The 17,128-nt window shown below is 67.7% G+C and carries 17 protein-coding genes and 1 tRNA gene; 8 read left to right on the plus strand and 10 right to left on the minus strand.

The features are described 5' to 3' along the window. Positions 1-51: 51 nt before the first annotated feature. Positions 52-2,253: a DPP IV N-terminal domain-containing protein gene (locus EDC31_RS02980; RefSeq protein WP_239641627.1), complete on the plus strand. Its 2,202-nt coding sequence runs from the start codon at positions 52-54 to the stop codon at positions 2,251-2,253. Positions 2,254-2,265: 12 nt separating this feature from the next. On the opposite strand, the gene EDC31_RS02985 is transcribed toward EDC31_RS02980, so the two are convergent. The 4 genes from EDC31_RS02985 to EDC31_RS03000 form a co-directional block, all read right to left on the minus strand. Further along, entirely contained in the window at positions 2,266-2,982 is a 717-nt protein-coding gene (locus tag EDC31_RS02985) for a hypothetical protein (protein ID WP_132126897.1), read from the minus strand. A 30-nt stretch (positions 2,983-3,012) separates the two neighbouring features. Then, positions 3,013-4,605, minus strand: coding sequence for a bifunctional phosphoribosylaminoimidazolecarboxamide formyltransferase/IMP cyclohydrolase (gene purH, locus EDC31_RS02990; RefSeq protein WP_042057937.1), 1,593 nt, complete (start codon positions 4,603-4,605; stop codon positions 3,013-3,015). 186 nt (positions 4,606-4,791) lie between these two features. After that, positions 4,792-5,892, minus strand: coding sequence for an anhydro-N-acetylmuramic acid kinase (locus EDC31_RS02995; protein ID WP_081797533.1), 1,101 nt, complete (start codon positions 5,890-5,892; stop codon positions 4,792-4,794). Continuing rightward, entirely contained in the window at positions 5,889-6,770 is an 882-nt protein-coding gene (locus tag EDC31_RS03000; protein ID WP_042057942.1) for an N-acetylmuramic acid 6-phosphate etherase, read from the minus strand. The genes EDC31_RS02995 and EDC31_RS03000 overlap by 4 nt, the downstream gene beginning before the upstream one ends. Positions 6,771-6,932: 162 nt before the next feature. On the opposite strand from EDC31_RS03000, the gene hisG reads away from it, so the two are divergent. The 7 genes from hisG to EDC31_RS03035 all read left to right on the plus strand — a co-directional run bounded on the left by hisG (position 6,933) and on the right by EDC31_RS03035 (position 11,371). Beyond that, entirely contained in the window at positions 6,933-7,643 is a 711-nt protein-coding gene (hisG, locus tag EDC31_RS03005; RefSeq protein WP_186819980.1) for an ATP phosphoribosyltransferase, read from the plus strand. After that, positions 7,640-8,947: a histidinol dehydrogenase gene (gene hisD / locus EDC31_RS03010; protein WP_042057944.1), complete on the plus strand. Its 1,308-nt coding sequence runs from the start codon at positions 7,640-7,642 to the stop codon at positions 8,945-8,947. Before hisG ends, hisD begins: the two co-directional genes overlap by 4 nt. Positions 8,948-9,129: 182 nt before the next feature. Further along, positions 9,130-9,348, plus strand: a complete 219-nt coding sequence (gene infA, locus EDC31_RS03015; protein ID WP_042057947.1) for a translation initiation factor IF-1 — start codon at positions 9,130-9,132, stop codon at positions 9,346-9,348. 10 nt (positions 9,349-9,358) lie between these two features. Then, complete coding sequence (locus tag EDC31_RS03020; RefSeq protein WP_042057949.1) at positions 9,359-9,976, plus strand: Maf family protein; 618 nt, start codon at positions 9,359-9,361, stop codon at positions 9,974-9,976. Further along, positions 9,973-11,058, plus strand: a complete 1,086-nt coding sequence (locus EDC31_RS03025; RefSeq protein ID WP_042057951.1) for a ribonuclease E/G — start codon at positions 9,973-9,975, stop codon at positions 11,056-11,058. Before EDC31_RS03020 ends, EDC31_RS03025 begins: the two co-directional genes overlap by 4 nt. Continuing rightward, a complete protein-coding gene (locus tag EDC31_RS03030; RefSeq protein ID WP_042057954.1) occupies positions 11,055-11,255 on the plus strand; it encodes a DNA gyrase inhibitor YacG in 201 nt (66 codons plus the stop codon). The genes EDC31_RS03025 and EDC31_RS03030 overlap by 4 nt, the downstream gene beginning before the upstream one ends. Before the next feature lie 40 nt (positions 11,256-11,295). Beyond that, positions 11,296-11,371 (plus strand) — tRNA-Phe (locus EDC31_RS03035). Positions 11,372-11,526: 155 nt separating this feature from the next. Here EDC31_RS03035 and EDC31_RS03040 read toward each other — a convergent pair. The 6 genes from EDC31_RS03040 to rpoD form a co-directional block, all read right to left on the minus strand. Further along, complete coding sequence (locus EDC31_RS03040; protein ID WP_042057956.1) at positions 11,527-12,774, minus strand: SAM-dependent methyltransferase; 1,248 nt, start codon at positions 12,772-12,774, stop codon at positions 11,527-11,529. 150 nt (positions 12,775-12,924) lie between these two features. Then, complete coding sequence (gene rplI / locus EDC31_RS03045; protein WP_042057959.1) at positions 12,925-13,491, minus strand: 50S ribosomal protein L9; 567 nt, start codon at positions 13,489-13,491, stop codon at positions 12,925-12,927. A 10-nt stretch (positions 13,492-13,501) separates the two neighbouring features. Further along, positions 13,502-13,783 carry a 30S ribosomal protein S18 gene (gene rpsR, locus EDC31_RS03050; protein WP_042057961.1) on the minus strand — a complete coding sequence of 94 codons (282 nt, stop codon included), beginning with the start codon at positions 13,781-13,783 and terminating at the stop codon, positions 13,502-13,504. A gap of 5 nt (positions 13,784-13,788) precedes the next feature. After that, positions 13,789-14,250 (minus strand): 30S ribosomal protein S6, encoded by a 462-nt coding sequence (gene rpsF, locus EDC31_RS03055; protein WP_042057965.1) that lies wholly within the window; start codon positions 14,248-14,250, stop codon positions 13,789-13,791. 172 nt (positions 14,251-14,422) lie between these two features. Then, positions 14,423-15,019 (minus strand): GNAT family N-acetyltransferase, encoded by a 597-nt coding sequence (locus tag EDC31_RS03060; RefSeq protein ID WP_042057968.1) that lies wholly within the window; start codon positions 15,017-15,019, stop codon positions 14,423-14,425. 9 nt (positions 15,020-15,028) lie between these two features. Continuing rightward, the gene (gene rpoD / locus EDC31_RS03065; RefSeq protein WP_042057971.1) at positions 15,029-16,972 is read right to left on the minus strand and encodes an RNA polymerase sigma factor RpoD; all 1,944 of its coding nucleotides are present in this window, start codon (positions 16,970-16,972) and stop codon (positions 15,029-15,031) included. Positions 16,973-17,128: the final 156 nt, after the last annotated feature.

Here is a 17,128-nt window from a genome sequence, read left to right on the forward strand (position 1 = left end):
TCTCCATCCCGTGCCAAACTCCTCCGGCCGCCTCTCATGCCACAGGATTCCATGCCGCCGCTCTCTCTACGCCGTCTCCTCGCCGTCGGCACCCTCCTCCTCGCCGCTCCGGCATACTCGTCCTCCAGCCCTGCGGCGGAAAGCTGCTTTTCGACCCTCGCCACCACGCGCAACTTCAGCCTCGGCCTGCCGCGCGCGGCCGTGCTGACGCCTGACGGCCGCTCGGTCCTCTTCCTGCGCAGCTTCCCGCGCGACACGGTGCTGCATCTCTACCGCTACGATCTCACGGACGGAACGACGCACGAACTCGCGGCGGCGGGCGGCGACACGCCCGAGCATCTGTCCGTCGAGGAGAAGGCCCGTCGCGAGCGCGCGCGGCTTTCGCTGAGCGGCATCACCGAGTTCCATGCCGCCCCGGACGGCGCGACGCTGATCGCCGCGCGCGGCGGTCAGATCCTGCGCGTCCCTGTCGCCGACGGCGCGGCCACGCCGCTCCCCGGCAGTTGGACCGCCCCGCGCCTCTCCCCCGACGGCACGCGCATGGCCGCCGTGCGCGATGACGATCTCTATGTCGTCGATCTCGCCGGCGGCGCGACGACCCGCCTCACGCAGGGCGGCAGCCCCGATTTCACCCACGGTCTCGCAGAGTTCGCCGCCGCCGAGGAACTCGAACGCCCCGACGGTGCCTGGTGGTCGCCCGACGGCACGACGCTGCTGTACGAGGAAGCCGACAGCCGCGCGGTGGAAAAACACTACATCGCTAACCCCGCCACGCCGCAGACGCCGCCGATCATGTTCCGTTACCCGCGCGCGGGCACGAACAATGCCCGGCTCCGCCTCGGCCTCGTTGCGGCGAAGGGCGGCGAAACGCGTTGGGTGGACTGGGATTCGACGGGTTTCCCCTATCTGGGCCGCGTGGTCTGGCGAAAGACGGGCGGACTCTTCCTTGTCGTGCTGAATCGCGCGCAGACGGAAGAGCGCGTGCTCGCCGTCGATCCCGCGACGGGCGCCACCCGTGTCGTCCTGACCGACACCGATCCCGCCTGGCTGAACCTCACCCCGGTCGAACATGCGGGCGGCCTGGCGCTGCCTTACGCGCTCGAAGACGGGCGTTTCCTCTGGGCGGCGCAGCGCGGCGCGCACTGGCAACTCGAACTGCATCGCGCCGATGGCGGCATCGAGCGCGTCCTGACGCCGCAGAGCCTCCCCTATCTCGCGCTTCTCGACGTGGACGAGGCGAAGGGAGCGGCCGTCATCGCCGCCGATCCCTCGCGCATCGACACGCGGATTCTCCGGCTTTCCCTGAAGGACGGCGCCGTCACGCCGCTCGTCACGAGTCCGGGCCGCCACCTCGCCCGTTTCACCAAGGACCTGCATGGCCGCTTCGTCGATGACGCCAATCTGGCGGACGGCACGCGCGCCGTCACCGTCCGGGACGCCGCGACGGGCGCAGTCATCGCAACCGCGCCCTCCGTGGCGGAGCACCGTTCCTTCCCGGTCCACGCGGCGTTCACCAGGGCGGGGCCGCTCGCTCTCGATGCGGTCGTCATCCGCCCGCGGAATTTCACGCAGGGCCGCCGTTACCCCGTGATCCTGTCCGTCTATGGCGGACCCGGCGTCAAGCTGGTGAACGACACGCCCGCCACCTACGCCCCGGAGCAATGCCTGGCGGATCACGGCTATATCGTCGTCAGCATGGACGGGCGCGGCACGCCGGAGCGCGACCATGATTTCGAGCGCGCGATCAAGAACGACCTCATCGACCTGCCATTGCAGGACCAGATCGACGGGCTGAAGAGCCTCGGCGCGCGCATCCCGGAAATGGACCTCTCCCGCGCCGGGGTCTATGGCTGGTCCTTCGGCGGGTATTTCACCGCCATGGCCGTTCTCCGCCGCCCGGACGTGTTCGCCACGGGCGTCGCGGGCGCGCCGCCGGTCGATTTCGCCGATTACGACACCGCCTATACGGAACGCTATCTCGGCACGCCGCAGGCCGATCCGGAGGGCTACCGCAGGAGCAACGTCCTCACTTATGCCGAACATCTGTCCCGCCCCCTGCTGCTCCTGCACGGGTTGACGGACGACAATGTCTATTTCGAGAACACGATGAAGCTCACCCAGGCGCTGCTCCGCGCGGGCAAGCCCTACGACCTGATGCTGCTGCCGGGCACGCATATGCTGGCCGACCCGGTCCTGCGCGCCCGCGTGGACGAGGCGCGGGCGGCTTGGTTCGCCCGCGTTCTCCATCCGTAGAGACCGTTTCTTTCAGGGGTGGAGTTCGTCATAGGCGGGCGATCCCGCCGCCGCGCCGGGAGGGATGGGCGGCTCGTCGGAGACGCGCATCGCCTGGGCACGGCTCGGTCCGAGAATATCGACGCGCACCAGCAGGCCCCAGCTCGTCCGGTATCCCGCGCCACTGGCATAGACCGCCCGCCCCGGCGTGAGATCGGATGACTTCACCCCGGCGGCCGGCACGCGGAGCACCGTACCGTCCTTCAGCAGCGCACCGTTCACCGCGCCGTCGCCGTCATGCAGCAGACGCTCGATGACGCCCTGCGCGCTCACGGGCGGGGCCGCCGTCACCATCTCGGGCACCGGAATGGCGCAGAGCGGCGGCGTACCCGCGAGGGCGAAAGCGCGGATGAGATGCTCGGATGCGGACCACAATCCCCGCACGGAGAGCTTCGCGCCGGGCTTCAATCCCCGTGCCAGAGCCGCCAGCCCCGGCGGCATGACGAGCTCCGCGCCGTTATCGAGCAGCGCGCCGACCACGTCGCCGTTCGTTCCCGGCAAAAGCCGCGCCACCGTGCCGCCGAGCACCGGCAGAACGGAAACGTCGAAGACACAATCGGAACCGCTGACGATCGGCGCGGCCGGCGTGGCGGGACGCGCGTGCCGGCTCAGGAAAGGCGCCGCCTGCGCTCCCGGAACCGCAAGCGTGACGCCCAAGATCCATGCCCCCGCCACTTTCCCGCACGACATCCGTCTCTCCCTGTCTGGATTGAACTGCACTCAGTGCCGGAAATGACGCATCCCCGTAAAGACCATGGCGATGCCGGCGCGATCGGCCGCGTCGATCACCTCCTGATCGCGAATGGAACCGCCCGGCTGGATCACGGCCACGGCCCCGGCGGCGATGACGCTTTCCAGCCCGTCCGCAAAGGGGAAGAACGCATCCGAGGCGGCGACCGAACCGACGGTCAGCGCCTGGCTTTCCCCGGCGATCCCCGCCGCGTCCTCGCTCTTGCGGGCGGCGATCCGCGCCGAATCGACGCGCGACATCTGCCCGGCCCCGATTCCGACCGTCGCCCCGTCCTTCGCATAGATCACTGCGTTGGATTTCACATGCTTGGCGACGCGGAACGCGAAGAGCAGGTCGCGCAGTTCGGCCTCCGTCGGCCTGCGCTGCGTGACCACCTTCAAATCGGCCTCGCCGACGCGCCCGCCATCGCGAGTCTGGCTCAGAAAGCCGCCCGCCAAGGATTTGAACGTCAGCCCGGACGCGGTGGCGTCCGGCACGCCGCCCGTCAGCAGCAGGCGCAGGTTCTTCTTGCGCGCCAGCACCTCGCGGGCCGCGTCGTCCGCCTCCGGCGCGACGATCACCTCGGTGAAGATCTCGGAAATCAGCGCCGCCGTCGCCGCGTCCAGCGGCCGGTTCACCGCCACGATGCCGCCGAAGGCCGAGACGGGATCGCAGCGCAGCGCGGCCGTCCACGCCGCCTCCAGCGAGTCCGCCACGGCCGCGCCGCAGGGATTGGCGTGTTTGACGATCACCACCGCCGGGCGCTCGAACTCCGCCACCGCCTCGAACGCGGCGTCCGTGTCATTGAGATTGTTGTAGCTCAGCGCCTTGCCCTGCATCTGACGCGCCGTCGCGACACCGGGGCGCGCCTCGCCGGTCACGTAGAACGCTGCCTCCTGATGCGGATTCTCGCCGTAACGCAGCACTTCGCGCCGCGCGCCGGAGATTGTCAGCACGGGCGGAAACGTCTCGCCGAGCTGCCTGGCGAACCAGCCCGCGATCATCGAATCATAGGCCGCCGTATGGGCATAGGCCGCCGCCGCCCAGTGCCGACGCTGGTCCGCAGTCGTGCCGCCTTCCGCGAGCGCCGCCGTCAGCGCAGCATATTGATCCGGCGCGGTCAGGATCGCGACGTGATCGTGATTCTTCGCCGCGGCTCGGATCATCGCCGGACCGCCGATGTCGATATTCTCGATGCAGTCGTCCCAGCCCGCGCCGGACGCTACCGTCGCGGCGAAGGGATAGAGATTGACGCAGACGAGGTCGATCGGCGCGATGCCATGCTCCTCCATCTGCACCGCGTGGTCCGCGAGATCGCGGCGGCCCAGGATGCCGCCATGAATCTGCGGCACCAGCGTCTTCACGCGCCCGTCCAGAATTTCCGGGAAGCCCGTGTGCTCGGATACGTCCGTCACCGCGAGCCCGGCCTCGCGCAGCGCCCGCGCCGTCCCGCCAGTGGATATCAACTGCGCCCCATGCGCCGCCAGCGCGCGCCCGAGTTCGATCAGGCCGGACTTGTCCGAAACAGACAGCAAGGCCCGGCGGATCGGCTGGCGGTCACTCGTCGAGGAAAGGGCGGTCATGGGCGTGACAACTCCGGTATAAAGAGACGCGGGAATTGCCGGTAGCTCTTATTGCGCCGCGCCGCCGGACGCAATCTCCGTCATCAGCCGATCCGGGGGCGTCAGGCCCGGGCAGGCCGCCGCCTTTTGGAAACCGTTATCCTTTCCCGGCGGAGCCCGAAAGCCAGACATCCGGCGATAGGAGTCTCACTGCATCCAACGGGGCGGAACGGGTCCCGCGCAACTCAGCCGCCCTCCCGTCGAGGGAGACGACACACCCGTCGTCCCCGGCAGCGACAGGGGCAATCCGCGCAGGCTTCGCACGGCGAGAAAGCCGAAACATTCCGCTTCCAGACTGTCTCCGTCCCAGCCGATCGCCTCGACGGGCTCGACCGCCACACCGAGGCGCGCGCGCAATCCGTCCATCAGCGTCGCGTTGCGCCGTCCGCCGCCGCACACGAACCAGCAACGCGGCCTCTCCGGCAGAATCGTGCGGGCCACCGCCTCGACGGTGAAGGCCGCCAGCGTCGCCGCGCCGTCCGCCGCCGACAGTCCCGCGACGGCGTCCAGCGCCCGGGCGAAGGTCAGGCGGTCGAGCGATTTCGGCGGCGGCAGGGCGAAAAACGGATCGCTCAGCAGCCTCTCGACGAGATCGTCCCGCACGATGCCCGCCGCGGCAAGCGCCCCGTTCTCGTCATAGGGCCGTCCCGTTCGCCGCATCACCCAGTCGTCCAGCAGCGCATTGCCCGGCCCGGTATCGCAGGCATGGACGGCACCCGAGGAGCCGATCAGCGTCACATTCGCGACCCCGCCGAGATTGAGCACCCCGACCGGACCGGGATGACCGCGCAACAAGGCAGCATGATAGAGCGGCGCAAGCGGCGCGCCCTGCCCGCCCGCAGCCACGTCGTCGGCCCGAAAATCATGCACCACCGGCAGGCCCGTCGCCCGCGAGAGCAGCAGCGCGTCTCCCGCCTGAACCGTGATCCGCCGATCCGGCGCATGAAGCAGGGTCTGCCCGTGAAATCCGACCACATCCACCACCAGTTCGGGATACCGCCCACACAGGGTCTGCACCGCCTCGACATGACGCAGGGTCAGGGCTTCAAGCGCCGGATCGTCCGCCCAGCCTCCGCCCATGCTCACCCGCTCCAGAAGCGCCCGCAGGGCGGCGCGCAGTTCCGGCGCGTAAGGCAGCGTCAGTCCCTCGAAGCGGCGGGAAATCTCCTCGCCATCCGTCTCGATCAGCGCCGCATCGACCCCGTCCAGCGATGTCCCGCTCATCAGCCCCAGTGCGACGAGTCTCATGGCTGCTCCAGCGCGCGCCGCAGGCTCCCCCCGTGCCGCGCCAGACGCGCCTCCACCTCGCCTTCGGGGCACCCGGTCCGCAGCAGCACGGCCCGCTTGACGTTCCCTCCCGCCGCGTCGAGCGCCCCGGCGATCTCGGCCTCGGTTCCGCCTGCCAGCGTCGCCACCATGCGCGCCGCGCGCCGCGCGAGCTTGGCGTTGGTGACCTTCATATCGACCATCATCCCGCGATGCACATGGCCGAGCCGGATCATCAGGGCTGTGGAGAACATGTTCAGCGCCGCCTTCTGCGCCGTCCCGGCCTTCAGCCGCGTCGAACCCGCCACGACCTCCGGGCCGGTGGGCAGGGAGACGGGACATGCGGCCAGTTCCAGCAGACGCCCGTCCGGCGTGTTGCTGACCCCGATCGTCAGGCTGCCGCAAACCCGCGCCGCCTCGATCGCCGCGCAGGTATAGGGCGTGGACCCGCTCGCCGCGACGCCGATCACCACGTCGTTTTCTCCCGGCCCCCGCGCGAGAAGATCCCGCCGCGCCGCCGCCTCGTCATCCTCCGCGCCCTCCACCGCCTGCGCGACGGCCTCCGCGCCTCCAGCCAGCAGCAGGACGAGGCGCTCGACCGGAAAACCGAAAGTGGGCGTCAATTCGACCCCGTCCTGCATCCCGATCCGCCCTGACGTGCCCGCGCCGACATAGACCAGCCGCCCGCCCGCCGCGATGCGCGGCGCCGCCGCCTCCACCGCTCTCGCGATCTGCGGCGCCGCCGCGCGCGCCACGGCGGTCGCCGTCATCTGCGCCTCGCCCAACGCATCGAGCACGGACTCCACCGGCCATACATCGAGATCGGCGTAGCGTAGATCGGCCTCTTCCGTCCGGATCATATCGGCATCACTCCCCTGCCCTGCATCCCGCGAGCGTATAAAGTCGCCCCGGACATCACAAGCCGGGCGCGACGCTCGACCCACCCCTTCCCGTTGCACATTTCAGTCCACGGCCTGCCTGTGATAAGGAAGCACGCCCGTCGAACAGGACCAGGTCATTTCGTGCTCATCACCGCGCCCATCGCTTCCCCCTCCATACCGGCAGCCAGCCAGGCGACGCCGCTCGTGCTCGCCCTGCCCAAAGGCCGGATTCTCAAGGCGCTCAGGCCTGTCCTGGCCCGCGCCGGGCTCCTGCCGGACGTGAACTGCCTGGAAGGCGAGAGCCGCCAGCTCCGTTTCCCCACCACGGAGCCGGGGCTGGATGTCGTGCGCGTGCGCTCCTTCGACGTCGCGACCTTCGTCGCCTATGGCGGCGCGCAGATCGGCGTCTGCGGCGCCGACGTGCTGATGGAGTTCGATTACCCCGACATCTATGCGCCGCTGGATCTCGGCATCGGCGCCTGCCGCGTCTCCGTCGCGCGGCCGAAAAACGCCTCTCCGCGTGAAAACGGCGCGGCCAGCTCGCAGATTCGGGTCGCGACGAAATATCCGGCCATCACCCGTCGTCATTTCGCGGCGCGGGGCATCAATGCCGAAATCGTGCATCTCAACGGCGCGATGGAACTGGCCCCGACGCTCGACCTCGCCAGCGTGATCGTCGATCTCGTCGATACCGGCTCGACCCTTCGCGCCAACGGCCTGGAAGAAACCGAAGTGATCGCCCATGTCACCAGCCGCCTGATCGTCAACCGCGTGGCGCTCAAGACGCGGCCCGAGGCCATCGCGGCGCTCATCGCGCGCTTCCGCGACGCACTTCGGGAGACCGCGCCATGAAACGCCTCTCCACCGCCGAGGCGGCGTTCGAGGCGGATTTCGCTGCCCTTCTCGCCGCGCGGGGCGGAATCGAGACCAGCGTGACCGAGCCCGTCCGCGCGATCATCGCGGAGATCCGCGCCCGAGGCGACACCGCGCTGATCGATTATACCGCCCGCTTCGACCGTCTTGCCCTGACGGCCGAAACGCTCCGCATCGCGCCGGAGGAAATCGAGGCGGAAGCCGCGAAAGTCCCGCCCGAACTGCTCGACGCGCTCCGCCTCGCCGCCACGCGCATCGAAAGCTTTCATCGTGCCCAGATGCCGCAGGACCTGCACTACACCGACGACGCCGGGCTGACCCTCGGCCTGCGCTGGACCGCGCTGGACGCGGTGGGGCTGTACGTGCCGGGCGGCAAGGCGGCCTATCCGTCCTCCGTCCTGATGAACGCCCTTCCGGCCCGCGTCGCCGGAGTCGGGCGCATCGCCATGTGCGTCCCGTGCCCGGACGGCGTGCTGAACCCCCTCGTGCTCGCCGCCGCGAAGATTTCCGGCGTGACGGAGATCTATCGCGTCGGCGGGGCGCAGGCCGTGGCCGCGCTGGCTTACGGCACGACGACCATTCCGCCCGTGGACCGCATCGTCGGCCCCGGCAACGCCTATGTGGCCGAGGCCAAACGGCAGGTCTTCGGCCATGTCGGCATCGATTCGATCGCCGGGCCGTCGGAGGTTGTGATCGTGGCGGACGGGCGGAACGAGCCGCGCCTCGTCGCGCTCGACCTCCTGGCGCAGGCCGAGCATGACGAACTCGCTCAGGCCGTCCTCATCACGCCCGATGCGAGCTTTGCCGGGCAGGTCGTCGCGGCCGTGGCGCGGGAACTCGAAACCCTCCCCCGCGCCGCTATCGCCGGACGGTCCTGGGCCGATCACGGCGCGGTCATTCTGGTGCGCGATCTGGACGAGGCCGCGACGCTCGCCAACCGCCTGGCATCGGAACATCTGGAGGTTCTGCTCGACAATGCCGAGGCGTTCGCCGCGCGAATCCGTCATGCCGGTGCGATCTTCATCGGCCGGTGGTGCCCGGAGGCCGTGGGCGACTATGTCGGCGGTCCCAATCACGTGCTCCCCACCAGCCGCACCGCGCGCTTCGCGTCGGGCCTCTCCGTGTTCGATTTCCTCAAGCGCACGACCTCCATCGCCACGGGGCCGGACGGGCTGCGGCGCGTCGGCCCCGCCGGGGTGGCGCTCGCCGAGGCGGAGGGTCTGAACGCCCACGCCATGAGCATTGCAGCTCGGCTCGCGCTGCTGAATGAGCGGAGCGTCTGAGGCGCAGTGATGTCCTTGACGCCAGGAGTTTCCAGAAGGCGCGGCATGGCCGGATGTAGTCACCGCTTGACGCGGGCCGCGCCGATCAGCACATAACGCCAGACCGATTTTCCGGGGCAGGATTTGCCCCGTTTTTTTGATTCGCCCCATCCGCAAGACACCGAGAAAGACCCAGACACAGCATGTCAAAAGAAGATATGATCGAATTCAGCGGCACCGTGACGGAACTGCTGCCCAATGCGATGTTCCGCGTGACGCTCGACAATGACCACACCATCCTCGCCCATACCAGCGGCAAGATGCGCAAGAACCGCATCCGCGTGCTGGCCGGAGACCGCGTGAATGTCGAGATGACGCCATATGACCTCACCAAGGGCCGCATCACCTTCCGCTTCAAGTAAGACACGCGCCATGCCGCCCTCGGCCACCGTAGCGCGGCCCCGCCTGATCCTGGCGTCCGAATCCCCGCGCCGCCTCGCGCTGTTGCGGCAGATCGGGATCGAACCTGACGCCGTCCTTCCCGCCGCACTCGATGAATCGCCCCGTCAGGGAGAGCTTCCTCGCCCATGCGCGCAGCGGCTCGCACGGGAAAAAGGCGCCGCGATCGCCGCGGGGGAAACGACGCCTGCGCTCGTGCTCGCCGCCGATACGATCGTGGCGCTGGGACGCCGTATCCTGCCCAAGGCGGAGACGGAGGAGCAGGCGCGGCGCTGCCTCGCCCTGCTTTCGGGCCGCCGCCATACGGTGGTGACGGCCGTCACGCTGACTCCCGGCGGCGGATGGGAACAGGGGCGCGCCTGCGAGCGTGTGGTGGAAACGAGCGTCGCCTTCTCGCGCCTCTCCGCCAAACAGATCGACGCCCTGATCGAACAGGGAGACTGGCGCGGCAAGGCGGGCGGCTACGCGATCCAGGGCATGGCGGCCGCGTTCATCCGCCAGATCGGCGGCAGCTATTCCGCCGTCATGGGCCTGCCGCTCTTCGAAACGGCGCAGTTGCTGCGCGGCCAGCCGGGCGGCTGGCTGGCATGATCGAACTCCGCGTCGCCTGCTCTCCGGGCGAAGCGCGGATTGCGGCGTGCGACGGCGACACCGTACTGGACCATGCGCTCTGGCGTCCCGGTCTGCCGGACGGCTTCGGCGACCGGCATGTCGTGCGCGTCACACATCCTGTCGAAGCCATGGGCGGCGCGTTCGTCCTGCTCGAAGACGGCGCGACGGGCTTTCTCACCGGCTCGCACCGGCAGGACGACCTGGTCGCCGCCATCGTTACGCGCAGCCCGCAAGGCGGCAAGGGGCTGCGCCTGAAGCCGCTGCCGCCGCCACTGGACGACGCGGCGCAATCCGACGGTCCGCGCCTGCTCAGCCGTGGCGCAACGCCGCTCGCCTCTCTGGCGGCGCTGCATCCGGACGCGCCGATCCTCATCGACGCGCCGGCCTTCACGGCGCGCGTTCCGCCCGCTCTCCGCGAGAGAGTCACGCGCGTCCCCTCCGCCTTCGACGCCGCGCTCGCATCCCGGGTCGCCGCGCTTGCCGATCCCCGAGCGGAACTCTCCGGCGGGGTCGTGGCCACGATTTTTCCCACGCCGGCCCTCGTCGCCATCGATCTTGACAATCCCGCCGCCGCTAGGACCTTGCGGTCCACAATGCTCGTCGGCGCGAACATGGCCGCGATTCCCGCTCTTTGCCGGGAAATCCGGCTGCGCAATCTCAGCGGCGCGATCCTCGTCGATCCCGCCGGGGTTCCGCCCCGGAAACGCCGCGCACTTCTCGAACCTTTCCGCACGGCCTTCGCGGCCGATCCGCTGACACCCCAAACGCTCGGAACAACCGCGCTCGGCCTGATCGAAATCGTCCGGACCCGCACCCGGCCGCCCCTGCACGAATTGCTGTCGAGCCCGCACGGGATCGGACTAGCGGCCTTGCGTTCCATCCTTGCCAGTCGCCCGACGCGCGTGGAGAGACCGCCCGTCCTGAAGGCGTCGATCGCGGTCGTCACGGCGCTCGAAGCCGATCGTCTCGCGCTGGACGAGTTCGCGACGGCGTGGGGCGCGCCGCTGCGGCTGGAACTGGCGCCCGATTATCCGCTCAGTTTCTGGAGCCATGAACCATGAGTTCATGCCCCATCTGCCAACGCCCTTCGGTCCCGGCTTTCCGCCCCTTCTGCTCCCGCCGCTGCGCCGATATCGATCTCGGGCGCTGGTTCAACGGCAGCTACCGCGTGCCTTCGACCCGCGAGGAGGAAGAGGAGGAGACGAAAGATGAAAAAACCGTGTCGCCCCCGCTTGATCCCTCCCCCCGCATAAGCTAAATCCCGCCTCGCCCGGATCGGACCGATCCGGACGTCCGGTGCCCAAGTAGCTCAGTTGGTAGAGCATGCGACTGAAAATCGCAGTGTCGGTGGTTCGATTCCGCCCTTGGGCACCATCAGCCTCATTCCCTCGTGTCTCGGAGCGTTTCCGTGTTGGCCTCGGGAGTCGATCCCGGAGCCGAAAACGCCGCGGCTCTCATGGCTGCCTTCTCGGCGACCTACATCTTCGAGGGCGTTGGCGGGGAATTTCCGCACCTGACGGAGCCCTGACTCATCCGGAAACTGTTTCGGACGTCCCGGTGCTCCTGATCCATTTCCGGTCGGAATCGACCATATAATCGCGCGTGAGCGGCGTCGCGTCGATCGAGCGCGTCAACTGAAGCTGGAAATTCATGTGGCCCTGCACGCGGAAGGAAAGCTCCGCGCCGGTCAGATAAAAAGTGAACATGCGATAGAAGCGCTCGTCATACAGGGCGACGATCTGCTCGCGATGGGCCGCGAAACGCTCCCGCCAGATCGCGATCGTTTTGGCGTAATGCAGTCGCAGGATCTCGCAATCCGTCAGCCAGAGGCCGGAGCGCTCGACAGCCGCCAGCGTCTCGCTCACGGCCGGAGAATAACCCCCGGGGAAAATATATTTCTTCAGCCAGGGATTGGTCGATCCGGGACCATCCTCGCGGCCGATGGAGTGGACCAGCGCCACGCCGTCCGGCTTCAGACGATCGTGGATCACCTGGAAGAACTTCTGATAGTGATCCAACCCGACATGCTCGAACATGCCGACTGAAACGATACGGTCGAAGCTGCTCCGGACGGCGCGGTAGTCGCAAAGCGCGAAACGCACGCGATCCGTCAGCCCGGCCGCCTCCGCGCGCCGCCGGGCTTCCAGCAACTGTTCCTGCGACAGGGTGATGCCCGTCACCTCCGCGCCGTAGTCGCGCGCCAGCGTGAGCGCCATGCCGCCCCAGCCGCAGCCAATGTCCAGCACCGTCAGTCCCGGACGGTCGAGCAGCAGTTTCGAGGCGATATGATGCTTCTTCGCGACCTGCGCCTCTTCGAGAGTCATGTCCTCACGCGCGAAATAAGCGCAGGAATATTGCCGGTCCTCATCGAGAAAAAGCCGGTAGAGTTCGCCGTTGAGGTCGTAATGATGCGCGACATTGCGCCGTGCGCGCCAGCGGGGATTGAACTGCTGGACGCGCCGGAGGAAGAAGCGCCCATATTCTTCCAGCCGGTTGAAGAAGTGATTCGACCCCTTGAGGTTGACCATCAGGACGGTCAGCAGGTCTTCCAGCACACAATCCACCGGAAGAATCTCGCCATTCATATACCCCTCGCCAAAAGCGAGACCGGAATTGAACAGCAGCGCCTTCTGCGCGCGCTCGGTCGTGATCCTCATGCCGGCGGCGGGACCGGGCCTGCGCCCTGCATAGATCTTCTCCGTTCCGTCGGGAAAAACGACGCGGAGCGTTCCCTCGGCAATGAAGTGACGCATGATGCGGTCGAAAACGAACGACATATGGCAGCTCCCGGGCGAGTGTCTCTCCCGTGATTCTGCGAGGCGGAAGGCGTCGCCGTCAACGCAAGGGACCGTCCCGGACAAAAAAACCCGGCGGAGCATGGCTCCGCCGGGTTTCCTCTGGCTTATCCGGCCGGAAGCGGGACGCGATCAGGCTTCGGGCGCGTCGCCTTCCGTCTCCTCGACGGTATCTTCAGTCTCGAGGACGAAACTGTCTTCCTCGGGAACGGTCGCCTCACCCCGCGCCTGACGCTCCGCCTCTTCGGCCGAACGCGCCACGTTCACGGTAACAGGAATCGACACCTCAGGGTGCAGCGCGATCCGCGCGCCGATCAGGCCGAGGCTCTTGATCGGGTGCTCGAGCACGACCTGATTGCGGGTGATCGTCAGCCCCGCCTCCGTCGCGGCGACGGCGATGTCACGCGTCGTCACGGAGCCATACAGGCCGCCCGACTCGCCCGCCTGGCGGATGATGGTGACGGACAGGCCCTGCATGCGCTCGGCGAGACGCTCGGCCTCTTCGCGGCGCTTGATGTTCTGCGCCTCGAGCTGCGCGCGCTCGGTGTCGAAACGGGCGCGGTTCTGGGCGTTGGCGCGGAGCGCCTTGCCCTGGGGCAGCAGGAAATTGCGCGCGTAACCCGGCTTGACGCGCACGACGTCGCCCATCTGGCCGAGATGTTCGACGCGCTGCAAAAGGATCAGTTCGGTCTGGGACATGCCGCCCTCCTCAGCTTACGACGTAGGGCAGCAGCGCCAGGAAGCGGGCGCGCTTGATGGCCTGGGCCAGTTCGCGCTGCTTCTTGGCGGAGACCGCAGTGATACGGCTCGGCACGATCTTGCCGCGCTCCGACAGGAAGCGGCTCAGCAGACGCACGTCCTTGTAGTCGATCTTCGGCGCGTTCGGGCCGGAGAAGGGGCAGGACTTGCGGCGGCGGTAGAACGGCCGGCGGGCGCCCACCGCGAGACGGCGGGCCGCGGGGTTCACTTCAGTGGTGTTGGTCTCGGACATGGCGGTCACTCCACTCCCAGGTCAGCGTCTTCGCGCTCGCCGCGCGCGCGGAATTCCTCGCGATCATCGCCGCGACCGCTGTCGAAACGGCCGGCGGGCTTGCCGCCCACGCCGCGCGGCGCGGCGCGATCGCCACGGTCCTCACCCTTGCGGGAGAGAATGGCCGAGGGGTTCGGGTCGATCTCGTCGACGCGCAGGGTCAGGACGCGGAGGATGTCCTCGTTCAGGCCGAGCTGACGCTCCATCTCGCGGATCTGGTCGGGACGCGCATTCAGCCCCAGCAGGACGTAATGGCCCTTGCGGTTCTTCTTGATGCGATAGGCCAGCGAGCGCAGGCCCCAGAACTCGCGCTTCTCGATCACGCCGCCATCCTGGGCCAGCAGGGTCTCGATATCGGTGACGATCGTCTCGACCTGCGTCTGCGATACGTCGTTACGTGCAATCAGCACGCTCTCGTAAAGTGGCATTGTCACTCCCTTCGGGTTGGTTCAACCCGCTCACGCCGGCCACCGGGCCGAGTGATGTCTCCATTTCGTGAGACGGCGGGTATAGCCGGGAGACGCCACATCCCCCGGCAGGGGAAGCGCGGCGTAAAGCATATCCACCCGGCGAAGGCAAGGGATTTTACGCGGCCCCGTCTCAGGAGAGGCGCAGATGCTCCGGGATCGTCAGGCCGAGATCCTCCGGCACGTCCCAGATTTCGCGAACGGTCGAGGTCTTTTCGAAACCCGCCCTGTAATAGGCCGGCAATGCGCGCTCGTGATCGGCGGTGCAGGTATTGACGCGCAGAACGCGGCAGGACGGACCCCATGCCTGCCGCACCGCCGCATCCAGGAAGGCGCGGCCCAACCCAAGGCCCAACGCATCCGGCGCAAGACCGAGATAGCAGAGATAGGGCGCCTCGGGCGTGCGAAGATCGAGCTCGAAGAAGCCGCGGGCACCCCCCTCGGCATCCAGGAGCAGATGCACCTCGACATCCGGATCGCCCAGCACGCGGGCCAGTTGTCCACGCTCCATTTCGAAGCGCATCCACCAGCACCATGGGGCGCCGACACGGCGATACAGCGCAAGATAGTCGTCCACATGGGGCGCGGGCCAGTGGGCCAGCCGCCATGGCTCCGGCAGAGGAAGCGGCGGCGTGGACGGCCGTACGCGCATCTCGAGGAAGGTCACGTCCACGCCGAGCCGCGCGACGCGCCGCGAGCCGCGCCCCTCCGGCGCGGTGACGTCCGGCATCGTCACGGCTCAGTTGTCGTCGAGGAAGGACCGCAGCTTGCGGCTGCGGCTCGGATGCTTGAGCTTGCGGAGCGCCTTCGCCTCGATCTGGCGGATGCGCTCGCGCGTGACGTTGAATTGCTGCCCGACCTCTTCCAGCGTGTGATCGGTGTTCATGCCGATCCCGAAGCGCATCCGCAACACGCGCTCCTCGCGCGGGGTGAGCGAGGCCAGGACTCGCGTGGTCGCTTCGCGCAGATTGGTCTGGATGGCGGCGTCCAGCGGAATGACGGCCGTCTTGTCCTCGATGAAATCGCCGAGGTGACTGTCCTCCTCGTCGCCGATCGGCGTCTCCAGGCTGATCGGCTCCTTGGCGATCTTGAGCACCTTGCGGACCTTTTCCAGCGGCATGCCCAGCTTCTCGGCCAGTTCCTCCGGCGCGGGCTCACGGCCGATCTCGTGCAGCATCTGCCGGGAGGTGCGGACGAGTTTGTTGATCGTCTCGATCATATGCACCGGGATGCGGATGGTGCGCGCCTGATCGGCGATCGAACGGGTGATCGCCTGACGTATCCACCAGGTCGCATAGGTCGAGAACTTGTAGCCGCGACGGTATTCGAATTTGTCCACGGCCTTCATCAGCCCGATATTCCCCTCCTGGATCAGGTCAAGGAATTGCAGGCCGCGATTGGTGTATTTCTTGGCGATCGAGATCACGAGGCGCAGATTGGCCTCGATCATCTCCTTCTTGGCGCGCGTCGTATCGCGCTCGCCGCGCGAGACGGTGGCATACACGCGACGGAACTCGCCCACCGGCAGGCCGACACTGTGGGACAGCTCGGCCACCTGCGTGCGCAGATCGACGATGCGCTCGTAATAGCGTGTGGTGAAGGTCTTCCACGATTTGGCGGGAAGGGCCGAGACGGTGTCCAGCCAGTTCGGATCAAGCTCGTTGCCGCGATATTTCAATAGGAAATCGTCCCGCGACACCTTGCAGCTCTCGGCGAGACGCAGCATCTGGCCTTCCAGCCCGTTGAGGCGCTGGAACTTCATCTTGAGCTGAAGAACCAGCTCCTCGATCCGGTTATTATGCAGTTGCACCTGCTCGACCATCGCGACGAGTTCATGCCGCAGGGCGTGGTAGCGTTCCTCGGAGGCGCCGACGCTTTCCGAGCCGCTGGTCATGGCCTCGATGCGTTTGACCTGAAGCTGGCGCAACTCGTCGTAAAGCGGCTCGATGATCTCGAAGCGCGCGAGAATCTCCGGCTTCAGCTTCTCTTCCAGCGCCGAGAGGGACAGGCCGCCGCCTTCCTGCTCGCCGCCCTCGTCGCCGCCGGAATCGCTGTCGAACGCCTCGTCGCTCTCCTCGCCCGACACCTCGCTCTCGCCCGGCTCCTCGCCGCCATTCTGGCTGGCTTCGAGGTCGACGATGTCGCGCAGCAGCATCTCGCCTTCCTTGAGGCGGTCATGCCAGGACACGATGGCACGGATGGTGAGCGGGCTCTCGCACAGGCCGCCGATCATCTCGTCGCGCCCAGCCTCTATGCGCTTGGCGATGGCGATCTCGCCCTCGCGGGACAGCAGCTCCACCGCCCCCATCTCGCGCAGATACATGCGAACAGGATCGTCCGTGCGCCCGACGCTTTCGGCGCTGATATTGCCCGTCGGCGAGTCCTCGCTCTCGGGCTCGACCTCCTCGTCCTTCTCCTCGACCGGCTCGGCCTCGTCGTGATCCTCGTTCTCGACGACCTGGATGCCCATTTCGGAGAAAATGGCCATCACATCCTCGATCTGCTCGGAGGACATCTGGTCCTGCGGCAGGACGGCGTTCAACTCGTCGAAAGTGATGTGCCCGCGCTCGCGCCCCTTGGCGATCAGGCGCTTGACGGCGGCTGACTGGGTATCGAGAACGCTGGTGTCGACATCCTGCTCCTGCGCGCCACGATCCGTACTTGCTGCCGCCTTGGTCGCCATGCCTTGCTCCCTGCCCGCGTGTCGCCCTGACGGACGCCGCGCCCTCTCCTCAACTGATCCCGCCGCGCATCTGCCAGAAACGGGCCTGACAGAAACGGGCCTTGCGGAAACGGAAAAGAGCGGCGCTTCCATGACGGAAAGCCCGCTTCCCCGCCG

This window comes from Acidomonas methanolica, assembly GCF_004346035.1.
Classification (GTDB): domain Bacteria; phylum Pseudomonadota; class Alphaproteobacteria; order Acetobacterales; family Acetobacteraceae; genus Acidomonas; species Acidomonas methanolica.